The organism is Butyrivibrio sp. (assembly GCF_017940685.1).
Lineage (GTDB): Bacteria > Bacillota > Clostridia > Lachnospirales > Lachnospiraceae > Butyrivibrio.
The window spans coordinates 1-1,877 of sequence record NZ_JAGAYD010000272.1 but is presented as its reverse complement, the minus strand read 5'-3'; the positions used below and the strand labels follow the sequence as shown (position 1 = coordinate 1,877).

Below are 1,877 nucleotides of genomic sequence, written 5' to 3'. Positions count from 1 at the left end.
TACCGATCAGCATGATGATGCCCTGGATAAAGTCGTTGATTGCTGTTGCCATATATCCACCTGCGATAACGTAGATACCTGTAAGAACTGCCATAACAATAACGCACACTGAATAGTCAATACTAAATGCCATTCCAAAGAGTCTTGAAAGACCGTTATACAAAGATGCTGTATATGGAATAAGGAAGATGAATGTGATGATAGATGCTGCAATCTTAAGTGATCTTCCACCAAATCTTGCTGCAAAGAACTGTGGCATTGTAGCTGAATCAAGATGCTGAGTCATGATCCTTGTTCTTCTTCCGAGGATGACCCATGCAAGAAGTGAACCTATAAGGGCATTTCCGATTCCAACCCAGGTTGCTGCAATTCCGTATTTCCAGCCAAACTGTCCTGCATATCCTACAAAGATAACTGCTGAAAAATAGCTGGTTCCATATGCAAAAGCTGTAACCCATGGTCCTACATTTCGTCCCCCTAAAACGAAACCGCCGACATCAGTGGCATTCTTACGGCAGATAAAGCCGATAGTAAGCATGACTGCAAAGAAAACCACAAGAAGTAATACTTTGATGATCATAAGAAATTTTCCTCCAACAATTTTGTCGCTGTAACGCTTTAAATTTTAACGCTTTTAAGCGATAAAGTCAACAAGCAAAAAAAGAGCCATGCACCTCAAATGCATGGCTCAAAAGCTACGCTCACTTCACTACAATGTTTACGATCCTTCCCGGAACGTAGATCTCTTTTACAATGGTCTTGCCCTCAAGCTTGTCAGCAATAAGCTCTTTTCCCTTGGCGATAACTTCGTCCTTGGGATCTTCCTTGCCGATTGCCAGAGTAGCCTTGACCTTACCGTTGATCTGAACAGCAATCTCTACTGTATCCTCGACGCACTTGGACTCATCATAGGTTGGCCATGACTCAAATGCGATGGTGTTATCATGTCCAAGGATCTGCCAGATCTCCTCTCCTACGTGAGGGCAGATGCAGGACAGCATCTTGATGAAGCCTTCTGCGTACTCTCTTGGGCAGCTTCCCTCTTTATATACTGCGTTTACAAAGATCATCATCTGAGCGATGGCTGTGTTAAAGCCAAGGCTCTCAAAATCGCTGGTAACCTTCTTGACTGTCTGGTTGTAAACCTTATCAAGGTTTCCATTGTTTTCATCAACTACGTTGGCAGCTTCTGTAAAGAATGTATATACACGGTTGATGAACTTCCTTGCACCGGTAACTGCTGTAGAGTTCCATGGCTTTGATACCTCAAGAGGTCCCATGAACATCTCATAGAGACGAAGTGTATCTGCACCGTAGTCGCGAACGATGTCACTTGGGTTAACAACGAACTCAGGGAAACGCTTACCCATCTTGATGCCGTTCTCACCAAGGATCATGCCCTGGTGTACCAGTTTCTTGAATGGCTCCTTAACTGGTGAAAGGCCGTTATTGTAAAGGAAACGGTTCCAGATACGTGAGTATAAAAGGTGTCCGACTGCGTGCTCAGGTCCGCCAACATAAAGATCTACAGGCATCCAGTGCTTTAAGAGCTCCTGGTTTGCAAACTCTTTGTCGTTATCAGGATCTATGTATCTAAGGAAGTACCATGAAGATCCTGCGCTACCTGGCATGGTTGAAGTCTCACGAACGCCCTTAAGTCCGTTCTTGTCATACTGCTTCCACTCTGTCGCATTCTCAAGAGGAGCCTTGCCGTTCTTGCCCTTGTAATCTTCAAGCTCAGGAAGAACTACAGGAAGCTCAGAATCATCAAGGAACACAATACTGCCATCTTCCTTGTATACACATGGAACTGGCTCGCCCCAGTAACGCTGTCTTGCAAAGATCCACTCACGGAAGTGGTAGTTTACTTTTTCCCT

At 44.5% G+C, this 1,877-nt stretch carries 2 protein-coding genes; both read right to left on the bottom strand.

What is annotated here, in order from left to right; all coding sequences use genetic code 11:
* A partial coding sequence (locus tag J6I68_RS16480; RefSeq protein ID WP_442861732.1) for a sodium:solute symporter family transporter occupies window positions 1-580 on the bottom strand: 580 nt, incomplete at its 3' end.
* 121 nt (window positions 581-701) lie between these two features.
* Window positions 702-1,877: class I tRNA ligase family protein (locus J6I68_RS16475; RefSeq protein WP_292221898.1), on the bottom strand; the 1,176-nt coding region annotated here is incomplete at its 5' end.